The 15,096-nt window shown below is 74.6% G+C and carries 15 protein-coding genes and 1 tRNA gene; 5 read left to right on the top strand and 11 right to left on the bottom strand.

Features of this window, described 5'->3' with window-relative positions:
* Window positions 1-99: 99 nt before the first annotated feature.
* Both VM242_14930 and VM242_14925 read right to left on the bottom strand, forming a co-directional pair.
* Window positions 100-173 (bottom strand) — tRNA-Val (locus VM242_14930).
* Between the two features lie 36 nt (window positions 174-209).
* Window positions 210-692, bottom strand: a complete 483-nt coding sequence (locus VM242_14925) for a DUF523 domain-containing protein (GenBank protein HVM06458.1) — start codon at window positions 690-692, stop codon at window positions 210-212.
* Between the two features lie 35 nt (window positions 693-727).
* Here VM242_14925 and VM242_14920 point away from each other — a divergent pair, with 35 nt between their 5' ends.
* The gene (locus tag VM242_14920) at window positions 728-1,738 is read left to right on the top strand and encodes a sigma-70 family RNA polymerase sigma factor (GenBank protein HVM06457.1); all 1,011 of its coding nucleotides are present in this window, start codon (window positions 728-730) and stop codon (window positions 1,736-1,738) included.
* On the opposite strand, the gene VM242_14915 is transcribed toward VM242_14920, so the two are convergent.
* From VM242_14915 to VM242_14905, 3 genes are all read right to left on the bottom strand, one after another.
* Window positions 1,723-2,034 (bottom strand): WhiB family transcriptional regulator, encoded by a 312-nt coding sequence (locus VM242_14915; GenBank protein HVM06456.1) that lies wholly within the window; start codon window positions 2,032-2,034, stop codon window positions 1,723-1,725. The two genes, VM242_14920 and VM242_14915, sit on opposite strands and share 16 nt — an antisense overlap.
* A gap of 103 nt (window positions 2,035-2,137) precedes the next feature.
* A complete protein-coding gene (locus VM242_14910; protein HVM06455.1) occupies window positions 2,138-2,335 on the bottom strand; it encodes a hypothetical protein in 198 nt (65 codons plus the stop codon).
* 86 nt (window positions 2,336-2,421) lie between these two features.
* On the bottom strand, window positions 2,422-3,171 hold the full coding sequence (locus tag VM242_14905; protein ID HVM06454.1) for an inositol monophosphatase: 750 nt from the start codon (window positions 3,169-3,171) through the stop codon (window positions 2,422-2,424).
* Between the two features lie 52 nt (window positions 3,172-3,223).
* On the opposite strand from VM242_14905, the gene VM242_14900 reads away from it, so the two are divergent.
* Window positions 3,224-3,790, top strand: coding sequence for a hypothetical protein (locus VM242_14900; GenBank protein ID HVM06453.1), 567 nt, complete (start codon window positions 3,224-3,226; stop codon window positions 3,788-3,790).
* Window positions 3,791-3,796: 6 nt separating this feature from the next.
* Here the strand turns inward: VM242_14900 and VM242_14895 are convergent, their stop codons facing one another.
* Together VM242_14895 and VM242_14890 are read right to left on the bottom strand one after the other, a co-directional pair.
* Window positions 3,797-4,549, bottom strand: coding sequence for a hypothetical protein (locus VM242_14895; protein ID HVM06452.1), 753 nt, complete (start codon window positions 4,547-4,549; stop codon window positions 3,797-3,799).
* Entirely contained in the window at window positions 4,546-7,026 is a 2,481-nt protein-coding gene (locus tag VM242_14890; GenBank protein HVM06451.1) for an EAL domain-containing protein, read from the bottom strand. Before VM242_14890 ends, VM242_14895 begins: the two co-directional genes overlap by 4 nt.
* A gap of 113 nt (window positions 7,027-7,139) precedes the next feature.
* Between VM242_14890 and VM242_14885 the strand changes: the two genes are divergently transcribed.
* The gene (locus VM242_14885; GenBank protein HVM06450.1) at window positions 7,140-8,510 is read left to right on the top strand and encodes an FAD-binding oxidoreductase; all 1,371 of its coding nucleotides are present in this window, start codon (window positions 7,140-7,142) and stop codon (window positions 8,508-8,510) included.
* Window positions 8,511-8,575: 65 nt separating this feature from the next.
* Here VM242_14885 and VM242_14880 read toward each other — a convergent pair whose 3' ends face one another.
* Entirely contained in the window at window positions 8,576-10,147 is a 1,572-nt protein-coding gene (locus tag VM242_14880) for an aldehyde dehydrogenase family protein (GenBank protein ID HVM06449.1), read from the bottom strand.
* A gap of 97 nt (window positions 10,148-10,244) precedes the next feature.
* On the opposite strand from VM242_14880, the gene VM242_14875 reads away from it, so the two are divergent.
* Together VM242_14875 and VM242_14870 are read left to right on the top strand one after the other, a co-directional pair.
* The gene (locus VM242_14875) at window positions 10,245-11,327 is read left to right on the top strand and encodes a saccharopine dehydrogenase C-terminal domain-containing protein (protein HVM06448.1); all 1,083 of its coding nucleotides are present in this window, start codon (window positions 10,245-10,247) and stop codon (window positions 11,325-11,327) included.
* Window positions 11,328-11,332: 5 nt separating this feature from the next.
* A complete protein-coding gene (locus VM242_14870; GenBank protein HVM06447.1) occupies window positions 11,333-12,355 on the top strand; it encodes a DUF1338 family protein in 1,023 nt (340 codons plus the stop codon).
* 61 nt (window positions 12,356-12,416) lie between these two features.
* Here VM242_14870 and VM242_14865 read toward each other — a convergent pair whose 3' ends face one another.
* The 3 genes from VM242_14865 to VM242_14855 form a co-directional block, all read right to left on the bottom strand.
* Window positions 12,417-12,845: a pyridoxamine 5'-phosphate oxidase family protein gene (locus VM242_14865; GenBank protein ID HVM06446.1), complete on the bottom strand. Its 429-nt coding sequence runs from the start codon at window positions 12,843-12,845 to the stop codon at window positions 12,417-12,419.
* Window positions 12,846-12,849: 4 nt separating this feature from the next.
* Complete coding sequence (locus tag VM242_14860; protein ID HVM06445.1) at window positions 12,850-13,401, bottom strand: hypothetical protein; 552 nt, start codon at window positions 13,399-13,401, stop codon at window positions 12,850-12,852.
* A gap of 507 nt (window positions 13,402-13,908) precedes the next feature.
* The gene (locus VM242_14855; GenBank protein HVM06444.1) at window positions 13,909-14,628 is read right to left on the bottom strand and encodes a universal stress protein; all 720 of its coding nucleotides are present in this window, start codon (window positions 14,626-14,628) and stop codon (window positions 13,909-13,911) included.
* Between the last annotated feature and the right edge of the window lie 468 nt (window positions 14,629-15,096).

Raw genomic sequence — 15,096 nt, 5'->3', positions numbered from 1 at the left:
CGTAGCCATCGAGCGAAAGGCTGCGTCAACGTGGCTACGTCGCAGGGGATGGTCACCGGCCCCGGACCAGGACATTCCCTCGGACCTGCTCCTTCGCGGTGGGCGCTGAGGGACTCGAACCCCCGACCCCTTCCTTGTAAGGGAAGTGCTCTCGCCATCTGAGCTAAGCGCCCGAGCGTCGCAGGACGCGACGGCCGACCGGTGCCAAGTTACCGGGGTTCCGGCTCGCGGCCTCCGCCCGACCGGCCCTCCACGTCCTCCTCGGAGCACACCGCCACGCCCGCCTCCCGCAGTGCACGGGCGGCCACACCGTCGCCCTTCACCCGTGTCCGGGTGAACGTCCCGTCGTAGACCTCCCCGCAACCGCAGGACGGGGAGCGGGCCTTGAGGACCGCCCGAGTGGCGCCGAACGCCCGGGCCGCAGCCAGGGCGGCGGCCGCGCCTCGCCGGTACTGCTCGGTGACGTCGTTCCCCGACCCGGTGCGGACGGTCCCGTCAGCCTGGACCTCGGCCGCCGGGCGTGGGACGGGCAGGCCACCGGCCACCTCGGGGCAGACCGGCACCAGGTCGGCGCCCGCGGCGAGGCGGGTGACGGCCGCCGACGGGCTGGCGCGGCCCAGGTGGTTGCACGGCACGCCGACCAGGCAGGCGGATACCAGGATCGCGGGCCGGGGGGCGTTACCCTCGGGCACGCGCCCACACTACGGGCCACGTGAGGGGACGACGGATGGCAGGGCGTGGTGACAGGAACGCCGACGACCTCCTCAGGAGGTACCTGGCCGAGATCGGCAGGTTCCCGCTGCTCACGGCCGACGACGAGGTGCGGCTGGCCGCCGACATGGCCGACGGGCGCGCCGCCGAGGCGGCCCTCGGCACGGCGCGCTCGGCGGCGCAGAAGACGGAGCTCCGCCGGCGGATGGCCGCCGGCGACGAGGCCCGCCGCCGGTTCATCTCCTCCAACCTGCGCCTCGTCGTCTCCATCGCCAAGCGCCATCACCGCGCCGGCCTGCCCCTCCTCGACCTCGTGCAGGAGGGCAACCTCGGGCTGATCCGGGCGGTGGAGAAGTTCGACGCCGGCCGCGGCTGCCGGTTCTCCACCTACGCCACATGGTGGATCCGACAGGCCATCGCCCGCGGTGTGGCGGAGAAGGGGCGCACCATTCGCGTGCCGCACCACGTGCTCGACACCGTCCGGGACGTGCACCGCTCGGCCGACCGCCTGAACGAGGCGCTGGGCCGCTCCCCCACCGTCGAGGAGCTGGCGCTCGAGCTCGGCCTTCCCCTGGGCGCGGTCGTCGACGCCCAGCGGCTCATCCCCGACTCCGTGTCGCTGCAGACCCCGGTCGGCCGGTGGGGCGACGAGGGCGAGCTGGCGGACCTGGTCGAGGACCCCGACGGGGAGACCGGCTTCGAGCAGGCGTTCGTCTCGATGCGGAACGAGGCCGTGCGCTCCGCCCTGGACGGCCTCAGCGAGCGCGAGCAACGGGTGCTCACCCTGCGGTTCGGGCTGGCCGGCACCCCTCCCCAGACCCTGGAGGAGGTGGGCCGCGACTTCCGGCTCACCCGCGAGCGCATCCGCCAGATCGAGGCGAAGGCGCTGTCCCGCCTCCGCCACCCGGCGTCGGTCTCGGCCGCCGCCGCCGAGGGGACGACGGACGGCGGCGGCCGGACCTCGGGCGGCCGGTCCGGGGACGGTGGGCGCCGTCCCCGGCCGGCCGGTGCTCAGGCCGTGAGCTGAGCCGAAGCGTTCTTCGGCGGCCGTCCCCGCTTGCGCTTGAACGGCAGGATCTTGCCGTTCAGGAACAGCTGACCGCCCCACACGCCCCACGGCTCCCGGCGGGCGAGGGCGCCTGCCAGGCACGGCTCGCGCACCGGGCACCCGGCGCAGATGCCCTTGGCGCGCGCGATGTCGTCCAGCTGCTCGGAGAAGAACAGCTCCACCAAGGCCCCGGCGCCGGCACGGCACCGGGCCAGCGCCCAGTCGACGGCGGGCCCCTCCTCAGCCTCCAGTCCTGCGATCCACTCGGCGAGCATCTCGCCTCTCCCCTCGTTCGTTCTGCACCCGATCCCTGAGAAACACAAAGGCCGCCGGGAGATCCCGGCGGCCTTTGGGCCCTTCCTTCAGGAGGGAAACCGTCTATCCGGTCTCATCTCCCTCGGGGCCCTCCAGCCGCCCGTCGATGCCGACGGTGACGAACCACGTGCCCTGCTCCGTCACCGCGGACTGCGCGTACTTGCACACCGACGAGTGCAGGGCGGCGCGACGGAGTCGGGCAGGCGCGTGAGCACCGTTGGCGCCCACCGGCTTGCTGTCCATCCGACACATGCCTGCCACCACGACGCTCCTCCTCGGGTCCCGGCGCGTAGCCGGGCGCCTGCAATGGCACCATGGGCCGGCGGAGCGCGTCAACTGGTTTTCCGTCACAGACCGAACGAGGACCGAACTTCCGTCAGCTCCGCATGGAGCTCGGGCGTGGCGGCGGCCACCGGGGTGCGCCGGTCGGTGTGGCCACGGGCCTCCAGCGGCCGGCCCTCGAGGTCGGTGACGACGGCTCCGGCCTCGCGGCAGACGAGCATCCCGCCCAGGTAGTCCCACGGCCCGTGCACGCTGTCGTTGCAGTCGACGTAGGCGTCGACGACGCCGTCGGCGACGGCGCACAGGTCGAGCGCGGCGGCGCCCAGGGCCCGGAACTGGCGCCACCCGAGGTGGCGGGGCGGCAGGCCGGACAGGGCAACGAGGGCGGTGGCGAGCGAGGTGCAGGCGGGAGCGCCCAGCGTGCGCCCGTCGCACCGCGCCCCGCCGCCCCGGACGGCTTCGTAGCGAACGCCGCTGGCCTGGTTGACGACCACCGCCGCACGCGCCCCGTCGGCGTCGAGGACGCAGATGCTGGTGGCGTACCAGGGGATCCGCCGCGACGCGTTGGTGGACCCGTCGACGGGGTCGAGCACCGCCAGCAGCGGGCGGTCCGGGTGGTGGAGGCCGCTCTCCTCGCTGAGCGCCCCGAGCCCCGCCTTCTCGAGCACCTCGACGGCCGCCGCGTCGGCCGCCAGGTCGCTCAGGTACTGGCCGGGCCGGGTACCCGCCGGCCCCCAGTCGTCGAGCGTGCCGAGCACGGCGCGCACGGCGCTCGCCGCATCGTGGAGCACCGCCAGCAGGGTGTCGTCGTCCATCGCCGAGGAACCTACCGGGACCTCCGGCGTCGCCGCCTCCTAGGCTCGTCCCGTGGCCGTCATCGATGTCCCCGGGTTCGTCGCCGACCTCAAGGGCCACGCCGTCGACCACGGCTTCCACGTGCACGACGAGCGCCACTTCGTGGAGACCTATTCGCTCCGCCAGGCGTGGGAGGTCGACCTGCACCCCGAAGAGGGGTGTGGCATGCCCGTCGACCTGCACCTCGCCCTCGAGGTCGACCCCCGGGTCCTGCTCTCCTTCGAGGACCTCGTCGTCGACCTCCCCGAGGACACCGAGCCGCCCGACGACTTCCACTTCCCCATCACCTTCACGTGGGCCCTGCCGCCGCTTCCTTCGGGGCCCGACCTGCTCCAGCTGCACCTCGACCTGGCCGGCGTGGCCGGGCTGGACCTCCCCCTCGAGGTGTCCGCCATCGACTCGTTCCCCTCGGCCACGGACGCCCCCGAGCGCAGCCTCACGATCATCGCCCGCCAGCGCGTCTCGCTGGCCCGCGTCCTGGCCGGCGACGAGCTGCTCTGCGAGACCCTCGACCGGTGCCTGGCGGTCAGCCAGCACCTGCTGGAGGCGGCGCCCCGCTGGATGTCCGAGTCGGGGTGAACCGCCTCAGGCGGCGGTCGGCGCCTCCTCGTAGGTGACCCGGTTCCAGTCCCGCAGCGAGTCCCGGTACAGGCCCCGGACGACCCACAGGAAGTAGAGGCCGGCGGGGATGGAGAGCAGGTCGATGACCAGCCCGTGACCGTCGGCGTGGTACGTGCCCCGCAGGTCGTAGACGATCCACACGGCGTGCATCAGCGCGCAGGTGGGGAACACGCCGGTGAGCGACAGCCCGGACACCGACCACCCCCGGACGACCTTGCGGTTGCGCAGCTGGGTGCACAGCAGGAACCAGCCGATGGCCAGGTAGATCACGACGAGGACGGCGTTGGCCGCGGCCATCAGGCTGAAGCGCAGCCCCAGGCCCGGACCGACGAGCACCCCGGCGACGAGGACGGTGAGGTACATCCCGGCCACCGTCGGCACCGCGCTCAGCCACAGCGGCGTCCCCGGGACGAAGCGGTCCCCACGACCGCCGGCGAACGCCTCGATCCTCAAGTAGAGCCACAGGACGCCGACCGGGAGCCCGACGACCACGGACAGCAGGTCGAGGACACCCCCGTCGCGGCCCTCGAGGCCGACGTGGACGCCGTGGGCCAGGTGGTGCGGCCCGCAGGTGAAGGCCATCAGGATCCACGCCGCGCCGAAGTGGCTGAACCCGAGGGTGCGCCAGTCCCGCTTCATCTCGACCGCGGTCAACACGCCGTAGCAGGTGTACGCCATGCCCAGGACCAGGTTCACGACTGCGACGGCGGCCGTCATCGCTCCCTCCTCGTCGGTACGCCGATCTGGCGCATGAACTCCCGGACGATCGACGACTCCCCGACGCCCGGGACGGGGACGAAGGGCGCCGGCCGAGCCCCCCGGCTGCTGCGGGGCAGCAGGACGGTGAAGGTCGACCCCTTGCCCGGCGCGCTCTTGACGCTCACCCGGCCGCCCATGGACTCCACCAGGGAGCGGACGCTGGACAGGCCGATCCCGGTCCCTCCCCGCCGGTAGGGGGCGCCCGACTCCGACTGCCAGAACTGCTCGAAGCAGCGGGCCACCTCGTCGGCGGTCATGCCGATCCCGAAATCGGCCACGCTGAAGCGGACCCAGCGCCGGCCGGCGCCGGCCGACACCACCACCGGCCGGTCGGGCGGCGAGAACGTCACGGCGTTGTCCAACAGCTGGTCGACGACGGTCGCCACCGCCCGGGTGGCGCCCTCGGCCAGGGGCCGGCCGGGCGGCAGCTGGAGCAGGAACGGCCGGTCGGCCCGCTCCCGCGCCTTCTCGGTCCGCTCGACCAGCACCGCCCGCACGTCCACCGTGGTCGCGGCCTCGTCGGGCGACCTCCGCCACCGGCGGATCTCGTCGCGCGGCCGCGCCGCGCTCCACAAGAACCCTTGGCCGCGGTCGCACCCGAGGGCTCGGAGCACCACCAGCTGCTCCTCCGTCTCGACGCCCTCGGCCACGACGACGAGCCCGAGGGCGTGGGCCAGGTTGACCACGGCGGCCACGATCGCCTCGGCCGCCGGGTCCGTCCCCAGGCCGGCCACGAACGAGCGGTCGACCTTCACGACGTCGACGGGGAAGCGCCGGAGGTAGCTGAGCGAGGAGTAGCCGGTCCCGAAGTCGTCGATGGCGAGCTGCACCCCGAGGGCCCGGAGACCGAGCAGGGCCTCCACCGAGGTCGACACGTCCTCCAGCAGGACGCTCTCGGTGATCTCCAGCCGCAGGCGGGACGCGTCCATCCCCGTCTCGGTCACGAGCTGCCAGACGGTGTCGATGACCCCGGGCTCGACCAGCTGGCGGGCGGAGAGGTTGACGGACACGGTGAGGGACCCGGGGGCGAGCACGGAGAGCGACTCCAGGTCCCGGCACGCCGTGCGCAGCACCTCGGCACCCAGGGGCACGACGAGCCCCGTCTCCTCGGCCACGGCGATGAAGTCGCCCGGGCCGACCAGCCCGTGGTCGGGGTGCTGCCAGCGCGCCAGGGCCTCGACCCCGCACACCGTCTCGTCGCTCAGCCGGATCTCGGGCTGGTAGTGGACCCGGAGCTCACCGTTCTTGAGTGCCCGGTCGAGGGCCGCGGCCTGCTCGATGCGGGCCAGCACGTTGGCCCGCATGTCGTTGTCGAACACCTCGATGCGGTTCCGGCCGCGGTCCTTGGCCTCGTACATGGCCGAGTCGGCGTGGCTGAGGACGTCGTCCGCCGTGCCGTCGCCCCGGCCGGCGAGAGCCACCCCGATGCTGGCGGAGACGAAGGTCTGGCGGCCGTCGTCCAGGACGACGGGCGCGTCGAGGGTCGCCAGCAGCCGCTCGGCGATCTCCACGACGGAGACCTCGTCGACGACGTCGGCGCACAGCACGGTGAACTCGTCGCCGGCGTAGCGGGCGAGCGTGTCCCCGGGCCGCAACGCCGCCCCGAGCCTCCGGGCGACCGTCACCAGGACGTGGTCGCCGGCGCCGTGCCCGAAGCTGTCGTTGACCAGCTTGAAGCGGTCCAGGTCCACGAACAGCACGGCGGCGCGGCCGCCCCGCCGGCCCAGTTGCCGGATGGCCTGCTCCAGCCGGTCGATGAACAGCACCCGGTTGGGCAGGCCGGTGAGCGAGTCGTGGAGCGCCAGCTGCTGGAGGGCCTGCTCGGACGCATGCCGGTCGGTCACGTCCTGGGCCGTCCCCAGGCAGAGGGACCGCCCACCGGCGTCCACCGCGACCTTGCCCCGGCCGTGCACCCAGCGCTCCTCCCCATCGGGCAGCACGATCCGGTGCTCGACGGAGAACGGGCGACCGGACACCAGGGCGTCGGCGACCACCGCGTCCACCCCCTCGCGGTCGTCGGGGTGGAGCATTCTGGACAACAGCTCGAGGGTGGGCTCGGTGCCGGGCGGGACGCCGAAGACGGTGAACATGCCCGCCGACCAGCGCAGGGCGCCCGAGTCGACGTCCCACTGCCAGTGACCCATGCGGGCCAGGCTCTGCGTCTCCACCAGCTGGTGCTCCCGCCTGATCAGCTCGGCCTCCGCCCGCCGGCGGGCCGCCAGCGCGCCCAGTGCCCGGCGGCGGCGCCTGGTCGGGGCCCCCGTGCGAGGCGCGCCGGCCGAGGGCGTGGTCGCCGCGGGCGCGCCGGCGGCGTCCACCGGGGTGACGACGGTCGGCGCCAGCCGGGCGGCAGGCGTCTCGGACGGCTGAGCCACCCGCCCACGACGGCGGGCCGTCGACCGGGCGCCCTCGAGGGGCGCCGGGCGTGTGGCCATTCGGGCCCTCCTGGCGGCGTTCGGCTGCGGACCTGTCCGAGGAGACCTTCGGCATCTCGGCCCCGTTCGTTAGGAACTGCGACCGCCGCCTCCGGGCGTGCGACCATCGCCGGATGGGAGACCCCCGCCCGCCCTTCTCGGAACTGGCGGCGCTGGTGGGCACGGAACACGTCCTGACCGACCCCGACGTGGTCGCCGGCTGGTGCGTCGACTGGACGGGCCGGTTCCGCGGGGCGACGCCCGCCGTCGTGCGGCCGGGCTCGACGGAGGAGGTGGCCGCCGTCGTGGCGTGGTGCCGTCGTCACGGCGTGGCCGTCGTGCCCCAGGGCGGCAACACGGGGCTGGTGGGCGGCGGCGTCCCCCTGGCCGGCGAGGTGGTGCTGAGCCTGCGGCGACTGGCGGCGGTCACCGACGGCGACGCCTTCGCCGGCCAGCTCACCGCCGGCGCGGGCGTGACGCTGGCCGGGCTCCACCGGGTGGCGGCAGCGCTGGGGTGGGCGTACGGCGTCGACATGGGGAGCCGCGACGCCGCCACCGTCGGCGGTTCGGTCGCCACCAACGCCGGGGGGACGCGCGTCCTGCGCCACGGCGACACCCGGGCGCAGCTCCTAGGGCTCGAGGCGGTCCTCGGCGACGGCTCGGTCGTGTCGCACCTGGGCGGCCTGGTGAAGGACAACACCGGCTACCACCTGCCGTCGCTCCTGTGCGGCAGCGAGGGCACGCTGGCGGTGGTCACCGCCGCCCGCCTGCGCCTGGTGCCCCGCACCGACGAGCGGGTCACCGCCCTCCTGGCCTTCGACGGCCTCGACGCGGCGGTGACCGCCGCAGCGGCCCTACGCCGGGCCGTGCCCTCGCTCGACGCGGCGGAGCTGTTCCTCGACGACGGCCTGGCCCTGGTGTGCGCCGTCACCGGCCAGGCCCGGCCGTTCCCGTCCGCCCACCGGGCCTACCTCCTGGTGGAGGCGGCCGGCGTCACCAGCCCGCTCGACGAGCTGGGCGCCGCCGTGGAGTCCGTGGACGGGGTGGCCGACGTGGCGGTGGCCGTCGGCTCGGTCCGGTCGGGCGAGCTGTGGCGCTACCGGGAGGCGCACACCGAGGTGATCGCCACCCTCGGCGCCCCCCACAAGCTGGATGTCACCGTGCCGGCGGGTGCCCTGGCCGGCTTCCTGGAGGACGTTCCCTCCGTCGTCGCCTCCGTGGAACCGGCGGCACGGACGTGGCTGTTCGGCCACGTCTGCGACGGGAACGTCCACGTCAACGTCACGGGGGTGGCCCCCGACGACCCGGCCGTGGACGACGCCGTGCTCCGCCACGTCGCCCGCCTCGGCGGCAGCATCAGCGCCGAGCACGGGATCGGCACCGCCAAGCGGGCGTGGCTCTCCCTCGGCCGCAGCGCCGCCGAGATCGCCGCCTTCCGCGCCGTGAAGAACGCCTTCGACCCCGACGGCATCCTCAACCCCAACGTCCTCCTACCCCCGACCTGACCGTTCCGTGGACGGAGATCGCCGCATACCGGCGCCCGACGTCCAGAGAACCGTTCGGACGGCGATCAGAGGAACTCGACGCCCTGGGCCAGCGGGAGGTCGTCCGAATAGTTGACCGTGGTGGTCTGGCGACGCATGTACGCCTTCCAGGAGTCCGAGCCCGCCTCGCGGCCGCCTCCCGTCTCCTTCTCGCCGCCGAAGGCGCCGCCGATCTCGGCCCCCGAGGGACCGATGTTGACGTTGGCGATCCCGCAGTCGGAGCCGGCGGCCGACACGAAGCGCTCGGCCTCCCGCACGTCGGTCGTGAAGACCGACGAGGACAGCCCGTGGCTCGCCGCGTTGTGCAGGGCCACCGCCTCGTCCCAGTCGTCGTAGGCCAGGACGTGGAGCAGGGGGGCGAAGGTCTCCTGGAGGACCACGGCCGACTGCTGCGGCAGGCACGAGATGGCGGGCCGGACGTAGAACGCCTCGGGGGCCTCGTCCTCCAGCTCCCGCTCGCCCCCGGAGACGACGGTGCCGCCCTCCTCGGCGACGCGGGCGAGCGCCGACACCATCGCCGCGTACGCGGCACCGTCGACCAGCGGGCCGACGAGCGTGGCCTCGTCCAGGGGGCTCCCCACCGGGAGGGTGCGGTAGGCGGCGATCAGCCGCTCGACCAGCTCGTCGTGGCGCGACCGGTGGACGATGAGGCGGCGCAGCGTCGTGCAGCGCTGGCCGGCGGTGCCGGCGGCGGCGAACGCCACCGCCCGCACGGCCAGGTCGAGGTCGGCGGACGGGGCGACGACGGCACCGTTGTTCCCGCTCAGCTCCAGCAGGCACCGCCCGAAGCGGGCCGCCACCCGGGGCGCCACGGCCCGGCCCATGCGGGTGGAACCGGTGGCGGAGACGAGCGGGACGGAGGGCGACGAGGCCAGCCGCTCCCCCACCTCGGGCCCGCCGAGCAGGACCTGGCACAGGCCCTCGGGAGCGCCGGCGGCGACAGCCGCCCGGTCGACCAGCGCGGCGCACGCCAGCGCGGTGAGCGCCGTCTTCTCGGACGGCTTCCACACCACCGGGTCGCCGCAGACCAGGGCGATCGCCGCGTTCCACGCCCACACCGCCACCGGGAAGTTGAACGACGTGATGACCCCGCACACGCCGAGCGGGTGCCACACCTCCGCCATCCGGTGGCCCGGCCGCTCGGACGGCATGGTGAGCCCGTACAGCTGGCGGGAGAGACCGACGGCGAAGTCGCACATGTCGATCATCTCCTGGACCTCGCCCCGCGCCTCGGAGCGGATCTTGCCCGCCTCCAGGGTCACCAGCTCGGCGAGCGGGCCGTGGTGGCGGCGCAGCTGCTCGCCCAGGAGGCGCACGACCTCGCCGCGCCGCGGGGCGGGGACCGCCCGCCACTCGGCGGAGACCTCCGCCGCCCGCTGCACCGCGGTGTCGACGTCGTCGGGCGTCGCGGCGGGAAGGCGGGCGAGCGCTCCGCCGGTGACGGGCGTGCGGGCGACGACGGCCACGACGGCGCCCGCACCGCGCCCATCGGGCCACGGGACGCCCAGCTGGCCGAACGCGGCCCGAGCCGCTTCCACCAGCTCGTCGGTCGGGGGTGGCGCGGCTGGCGGCCCGGCAGAGCGTGCGCCGACGGCCATCGCCCTCCATGATGGCAGTCCCGCCGTCGTCCGGGCCCCCGTGCCGTGGGAACGGCTGCTCGCGTCAGGGGAGGCGGGCACCCGTACCATGGCCGACGTGGGCACGGTGCTCGACCGGGTGGTGGTGATCGGGCTCGGGATAGTCGGCGAGCTGCTCGCGCGCCTCCTGCACGGCGCCGGCCACGGCGTCACCGGCGCCGACCAGTCGCCCCGTCCCGGCATGCCGTTCCCCGTCACGGCGCTCGACGTGGACGACCCCGTGGCCGTGCGCACCGCGCTGGCCGGCGCCGACGCCGTCGTCGCCGCCCTGCCCTACCGGCTCAACCTGCCCGTCGCCCGGGCGGCGGCCGACGTGGGCGCCCACTACTTCGACCTCTCGGAGGACACCACCAGCGCCTCGCGGGTGGCGGAGCTGGCCGACGGGGCCGGCACGGCGTTCGCGCCCTCGTGTGGGCTGGCCCCCGGGCTCATCGCCATCGTGGGCGCCTCGCTGGCCCGTGGCCTGGACCGGGCCCACTCGCTGGAGATGAAGGTGGGCGCCCTTCCCCGCCACCCGAGCGGCCTGCTGGGTTACGCCTTCAACTGGTCGCCCGAGGGCGTGGTGAACGAGTACCTGAACGACTGCGAGGTGATCCGCGACGGAGCCGTCCGACTGGTCCCCGCCATGAGCGACCTGGAGACGGTGTGGATCGGAGGCACCCAGCTGGAGGCGTTCGCCACGTCGGGAGGGCTCGGGACGATGTGCCGCACCTTCGAGGGGCGGGTCGACCACATGGACTACAAGACGCTCCGCTATCCGGGCCACTGCCAGCTCATGCGGTTCTTCTTCGACGAGCTGCACCTGCGCAAGGACCGGGCGCTGGCGGGCCGGATCCTGGTCGACGCCAAGCCGCCCGTCGACGACGACGTCGTCTACCTCTACGTGGCGGCCGAGGGCACGCGGGACGGCCGGTTCGTCCGCGAGCAGTTCGTGCGCTCCTTCGAGCCGCTGACGATCGACGGCCGGCGCTGGCGTGCGATCTCGTGGACGACGGCCGCCTCGGCATGCGCGGTGGTCGAGCTGGTGGCGGCGGGGAAGCTCCCGGCGGCCGGCCTGATCCGCCAGGAGGATGTCGACTACGGCGACTTCCTCGCCACCTCCACCGGCCGGCTCTTCGACGCCTCGGCGATGGCGGCGTGAGCGAGATGGACGGCTCCGCCCTCCACGCGCTGGTCGCCGCCTCGATCGGCGACGACCGGGCGACCGGGCTCCTGCGGGGCATGGTGCTCCACCCCGTCCTCCTCGTCCCACCGGAGGAGGACGGCGCCGTGCCCCGGGTGGTCGTCGCCCAGGCCCTCGCCGTGCTGCTGATGGACGACCTGCTGCACGCCGTCCCCACCGGAGCCGCCTACGTGCACGACAAGCTGGCGGCGCACGACAAGGTGTTCCTGGACCACGGCGCCGTGCGGACGGTGCGTGGTGTCGCATGCGGCGACCTGCCGGAGGGGCAGGAGAGCGTCACCCGGGCCCTCGCCGCCCTGGGCTATGCCCACAGGGACACCTACGAGCTGAACGCCCTGCGCATGACGGGTCGGTCGTGGTGCCACCTCGACCTGCCCGAGGACGTCCCGCAGTACTTCGTCAGCGAGCTGCACGCCGACCGGTTCTCCGCCCCGTTCCAGGAGGCGGCCGCCCGGGTGCTCGCCACGTCGCATGACCCGCTCACCGACGACGACGCGGCCGACCTCGCCGCCCTCGCCACCGACGGTTCGCTGGGCCTCGACCGCGCCCGGGCCCTGCTGCCCTTCCTCCTGGCGTGCTTCCGTCGCCAGCACCGGGCGCCCGCCGTGGCGGACTACGAGCTGCTGCTCGGCGAGTCGGCGGAGATGGCGTGGATCGCCACCGAGGGGACGGTGTTCAACCACGCCACCGACCGGGTGCCCGACGTGGTGGCGCTGGCCGACGCCGAGCGCCGGGCCGGCCGTCCCGTCAAGGACGACGTGGAGGTGTCCCGGTCGGGACGCATCCTCCAGACGGCCCACCGGGCCGCCATCGTCGAGCGGGAGCTCCGGGGTGACGACGGCGCGCCCGTCGTCCGCCACGTACCCGGGTCCTTCTTCGAGTTCATCACCCGCCTGCCGCTGCCCGACGGGTCGGGCGTCGACCTGGCGTTCGACGCCGCCAACGCCCAGCACATCTTCGCCATGACCCGCCGGGCCGAGTCGTAAGCGGCCTGCGCACGCCGATCGTGCGCCGGGCCGGTCCGCCCGGCGTGCGACCCGGCGGTGGTCAACCGCCGTGGCGGTGGATCCGACGGCCGGTGATCTCGCGGGCGACGATGCGGACCCAGTGCGGCTTGGCGTCGGAGGCCCACGAGCGCAGCGGCAGGGCGGCGACCTGCGACCGCTCTTCCGGCGCCGTGACCTCCACCGCCCGGCCCTTCACGAGCACGCTCCAGCCGGTGCAGTCGTCGAGGTTGATCCCGTCGGCCTCGAAGCACACGGCCGGCGTGAGCGCCAGCCCGCGGAGCTTGTTGCCGGCGTCGGTCCGGAAGACGACCGACTGCCGGTCGACCACGTGGTTCACGGGGTAGATCTCCGGCACGCTGTCGACGATGACGCCGACCCGGCCGACGGGGTGCAGCGACAGCAGCTTCCAGCACTCCGCCGGGCCCAGGTACTCGATCCACGGAGGTCGATCGAGGTCCGCCACGGGCATCCCGTCACCCGACCGGGTAGCCCGAGCCGAGCTCGCGGAGTGCGACGAGGTACGGCGAGAGCGACGGGGCTGCCGCCGCCGAGTACCGGCGGTCGACCTCGGCGTCGAGGCGGCGGGCGGCCTGCTCCAGGAAGGCGGTCAGGGACCGGCCGGCCACCCTGCGGCCGGCCAGGCCGTCGCCGAAGCCGCCCAGCGGCCCGAGGGGCACCGTGTACGTCCCCCGCAGCACCAGGGCGGCGGCCTCGCCCTCCTTGCGGGCCTCGAGCACCCCGGCGAACGCCGGGAACATGCGCTCCCAGCCGGCGGCGTGCCAGCGCACGGCGATGGTGGTCCGGTCGACGTCCGCTCGGGCGGTGCCCATCTCGACGACCACCCGCGCTTCGAGCCGGCCGGCGGGACCGAGGTCGATGCCGAGCGTCGTGTTCAGGCGGCGCAGGCGCCGCTCGTCGGGCGTGCTGTCGTCGGTGACCACGCTGGCCGGCTCGGCGACCAGCACCTCGCCAGCGCGGGCCATGGGTGCCCGAAGTCCTGTCGACAGCTCCACCGTCCGTCTCACGAACGCAATCGTGCCCGTCCCGCACCCCCGCCTCCCAGTGCCGAACGTCCCGACGTGGGCGGGCCCGCGCACGGCCGACTCGGGACCTTCGGCCCGCCGGCACCCGGCCGACGCCGCCGAGTGGCCGGATCGGGACGTACGGCCCGGCCCGTCCGGACCAACGGCACTCGAACCGGGCCGCGCTGCGCCCCAGGATGGAGGTGACGAGACGGAGGGGGCGTACCGCCATGAACCCATCGGGCAGGAAGGCGCCGCCCGTCCCCGTCCGCGGGGCGCCGGTCAGACGTTTCGGGCCACCTGTCCCGACCCGTCGACCCGGCGTGCCCCGCTCACGGCGCCGGCCGATGAGCGCCCCGGGTGCCATTGCCCCTGGCACCCCCGCTGCGCTCCGGCCGTCGCCGTGACCGTCGCCGGGCGCGCCGGCGCGCACGCGGGGCCGGCACCGCCGGCGAGGGTGCTGCGGGCGCGGCCCGGGCGCCGGGAGGACCGGCCCGTGGCCGGTTCAGCTCACGAGGCGGCGACGGCGAAGTCGGCGGCGTCCGGGACGTCGACGGGGTGGCCCCCGACCAGGAGTACCGGCACCATGCTGTCCCGGGCCAGTTCCGAAGCCGCGCTGCCGAGGATGGCCTTGGTGATCCCGGCGCCGCGCCTGCCCACGGCGACCAGCTGGTAGCCGTTCTCCACCGCGCATCGGGCGAGAGCGGTCGAGGGATGGCCGTGGAGGATCTCCAGCTCCGGCGCCCGTTGCGGGTTGCGGCGGGCCAGCCGGCGCAGGCGGTCGGTCGCGTCCGTCTCCTGGTCCCTGGCGCCCCCGTACGGCACCACGGTGGCCACCGTCAGTCGGCCGATGCGGTCGCCGAGGAGGGCGACCGCGGCGTCGAGGGCGGCCACCGAGGCCGACGAAGCCGACGAGGCCGACGAGGCCGACGAGGCCGACGAGGCCGGAGAGGCCGACGAGGCCGACGAGGCGTCGTAGCCGACGAGGACGTCGACCGGTCCCGAGCCGGCGGTGCCGGGCTCGCCCACGTGGACGGGCCCGTGCTCGAAGTCCTCGCCGTGGCGCCGGGCGTCGAGGGCGAGCACCACGGCGAGCGGGCCCAGGACCGAGCCGAGCACGAACCAGCCGAAGCTGTTGTGCCCGCGCCGGCCCATGGCGACGGAGAGCGCGACGCCGACGGCGAACCACGTCGCGGCGAGGAACATCAGGTAGCCGAGGCTGTCGGACATGCGAAGCTCCTTTTCCGCCAACGATTCTGTGCCCCCGATGCGGAGGCGGCCCAGTGCCGAAGGTCCTGTGCCGAGCCGACGGAGGGCCCTGGGAGGAAGATCGCAGGCGCGGAACACTTGGTCCGTGGACACCAACCCCCGAATGCTCGCCGGACGGATCGGGCCTTGTCCCACGTGCGGCAACGGCCGACTGTCACCCACCTTCGACGGCGAGGAGACCAACCTGCTCTGCCGCGACTGCGGCTCCTGCTGGCACCTGGCGCTCGGCTGGATCGACCGGGTGAACCCGGCGACCTGCCCGGGCTGCCCGTCGCGGTCGACCTGCGAGCGGGCGCCTACCCGACCGAGCCTGCGACTGGGGACCCCGCGCTGACAGCCGGCCGCCGCGGCGGCCGCCCGACCGTCGCCGGGGCGCCGGCGGCCGGACCGCCTCCCGGGACCCCTCCCTGTCGGACGGCGTCGTGCGAC

The organism is Acidimicrobiales bacterium (genome assembly GCA_035540975.1).
In the GTDB taxonomy this organism is placed as follows: domain Bacteria; phylum Actinomycetota; class Acidimicrobiia; order Acidimicrobiales.
Note: the sequence above shows the minus strand (reverse complement) of the source record. Positions and strands in the feature narration are given on the sequence as shown.

Excerpts from the sequence above, each read along its gene's own strand:
- VM242_14920 (HVM06457.1), top strand. The coding sequence starts at position 728 with ATGGCAGGGCGTGGTGACAGGAACGCCGACGACCTCCTCAGGAGGTAC.
- VM242_14915 (HVM06456.1), bottom strand. The coding sequence starts at position 2,034 with ATGCTCGCCGAGTGGATCGCAGGACTGGAGGCTGAGGAGGGGCCCGCC.
- VM242_14905 (HVM06454.1), bottom strand. The coding sequence starts at position 3,171 with ATGGACGACGACACCCTGCTGGCGGTGCTCCACGATGCGGCGAGCGCC.
- VM242_14895 (HVM06452.1), bottom strand. The coding sequence starts at position 4,549 with ATGACGGCCGCCGTCGCAGTCGTGAACCTGGTCCTGGGCATGGCGTAC.
- VM242_14890 (HVM06451.1), bottom strand. The coding sequence starts at position 7,026 with ATGGCCACACGCCCGGCGCCCCTCGAGGGCGCCCGGTCGACGGCCCGC.
- VM242_14885 (HVM06450.1), top strand. The coding sequence starts at position 7,140 with ATGGGAGACCCCCGCCCGCCCTTCTCGGAACTGGCGGCGCTGGTGGGC.
- VM242_14880 (HVM06449.1), bottom strand. The coding sequence starts at position 10,147 with ATGGCCGTCGGCGCACGCTCTGCCGGGCCGCCAGCCGCGCCACCCCCG.
- VM242_14870 (HVM06447.1), top strand. The coding sequence starts at position 11,333 with ATGGACGGCTCCGCCCTCCACGCGCTGGTCGCCGCCTCGATCGGCGAC.
- VM242_14865 (HVM06446.1), bottom strand. The coding sequence starts at position 12,845 with ATGCCCGTGGCGGACCTCGATCGACCTCCGTGGATCGAGTACCTGGGC.
- VM242_14855 (HVM06444.1), bottom strand. The coding sequence starts at position 14,628 with ATGTCCGACAGCCTCGGCTACCTGATGTTCCTCGCCGCGACGTGGTTC.